The following is a 2002-nucleotide window of genomic DNA, read 5'->3' as shown; positions in this document are numbered from 1 at the left end:
GTGCGCCCCGACGGCGCGTATTACCAGTGGAGGAAGGATCCACCCAGAGAGTTGTCGATTGATCTGGTAGCTGACGAGCGGTTTGGACGAGCAATCGGACGGATCGAAGCCTCGTGACAAAGGTCGCTTTAGGCGGCCGAGCAATCCAGCGGGCCGTAACGTGAGTGAAGCCTGAGCACGCCTCGAAAGTTACGATGTGAATGCCGATCCGATCGTATGGCGGGGAAGGCCGTGCGGACAGGGAAGCAATCGACGCACGCACCTGTCTGGTTCACCGGGGTAATGGGCACGGCACGTTGGAAAGGTAGTACGGGTAATCGGGGGAGACCCGTCTTGGTCGAAGGTCGCGCCTTCAGCATTGAGTAGTCGATGGACCGGACGGGAGTCGGACAGGGTCAAAGGTACCGATGAAACCGGGTAATTCCGGCGGAGGAAAGGACCCTGACTTCAGGTGCGCTTTTGAAGATGGCGAGGGAAAGGGTAGATTGGCGATGAGCCTTGAAACGCCCGATAAGATCAGGAGCCTTCAGAGAAAGCTTTATTGCAAAGCGAAGGCGGAGCCTGCCTTCCGCTTCTATGTGCTGTACGACAAGATCTGCCGCGAGGACATTCTGAGCCATGCCTACAAGCTGGCCCGCGTCAACGCGGGTGCGCCGGGAGTGGACGGAATAACTTTCGAACAGATCGACGCGTCGGGACTCGAAGCATGGTTGGCTGGCCTGCGCGATGAACTCGTCACGAAGACCTATCGGCCCGATCCGGTGCGGCGGGTGATGATCCCGAAGCCCGGCGGCGGCGAACGTCCGCTCGGTATCCCAACAATCCGGGACCGGGTCGTCCAAGCTGCTGCAAAGATCGTGCTGGAACCGATCTTCGAGGCGGATTTTGAGGACGGAGCTTATGGATATCGCCCGCGCCGCAGCGCGGTCGATGCCGTCAAGGAAGTGCACCGGCTTATGTGCCGGGGCTACACAGATGTTGTTGACGCCGATTTGTCGAAATACTTCGACACGATACCGCACTCGGACCTCCTCAAATCGGTGGCCCGACGCATCGTCGACCGGAATGTGCTGCGGCTGATTAAGTTATGGCTGCGAGTACCGGTCGAGGAGCGGGATAGCAACGGGAAACGGCGCATGAGCGGCGGTAAGAGCAACAAGTGTGGCACGCCACAGGGCGGTGTCATCAGTCCGCTGCTCTCCGTCATCTACATGAACCGGTTCCTGAAGCATTGGCGTCTCAGCGGTCGGCGTGAAGCATTCCATGGCCAGATTATCTCCTATGCCGACGACTTCGTCATTCTCAGCCGCGGCCACGCGGAAGACGCATTGACGTGGACGAAAGCGGTGATGACCAAGCTTGGGCTGACACTCAACGAGACTAAAACCTCGGTGAAGAATGCCCGATTGGAAAGCTTTGACTTCCTTGGGTACACGCTCGGACCCCGCCACTTCCGCAATGGGGGGCGGTGGTATCTTGGCGCGGCTCCGTCGAAGAAAAGCGTGCTGCGGATCAAGAGGAAGGTCAGCGAACTGCTGACGCCGGGCAACAAGGGCGCTTGGCCCGAAGTACAAGCACGACTGAACCGCCTTCTGCGCGGCTGGTCCGCTTACTTCAGCTATGGCTCGCTTGCTACGGCTCATCAGGCCGTTGATCGACACGTCTTTGACCGCGTGCTCGCCTTTCTGCGCAGACGACATAAGACGCCAGGACGTGGCGTCAGACGGTTCTCTGATCAGATCTATGGGAACCCTGGCGTACTTGTGCTGAACCGCGTGCGCAAAGTGTCGCCGACGTGCGCCTTGTGACGAAACCTGTCGGAAAGCCGGATGCGGGAAAACCGCACGTCCGGTTTGATGAGCGGGGAGAGGAAACGGAACGCGCAACAAGCGCATCACCGCGCCTCTCCTCGACTCTACTCAAGCGCAACAAGAACGACGGCCGCGATGCCGAAGGGGTTTGCGAAGCTGTGACGCGACCGACGATGCGGTTTGTTCCGGTG

Annotated in this window: 1 protein-coding gene and 1 pseudogene; both read left to right on the top strand. The window is 59.4% G+C overall.

Annotated elements, in window-relative coordinates; genetic code table 11:
- Nucleotides 1-491 precede the first annotated feature (491 nt).
- Nucleotides 492-1808: a group II intron reverse transcriptase/maturase gene (gene ltrA, locus XI09_RS08730; protein ID WP_271566480.1), complete on the top strand. Its 1317-nt coding sequence runs from the start codon at nucleotides 492-494 to the stop codon at nucleotides 1806-1808.
- Nucleotides 1805-2002, top strand: a pseudogene (locus XI09_RS08725) (IS110 family transposase); the annotation flags it as partial. The gene ltrA and the pseudogene XI09_RS08725, both read left to right, overlap by 4 nt.

Source organism: Bradyrhizobium sp. CCBAU 11386 (genome assembly GCF_028128955.1).
Lineage (GTDB): Bacteria > Pseudomonadota > Alphaproteobacteria > Rhizobiales > Xanthobacteraceae > Bradyrhizobium.
This window is presented reverse-complemented; position numbering and strand designations above follow the sequence as displayed.

Bases quoted from the DNA above. Each gene is read 5' to 3' on its own strand.
- ltrA (WP_271566480.1), top strand. From the start codon at position 492: ATGAGCCTTGAAACGCCCGATAAGATCAGGAGCCTTCAGAGAAAGCTT.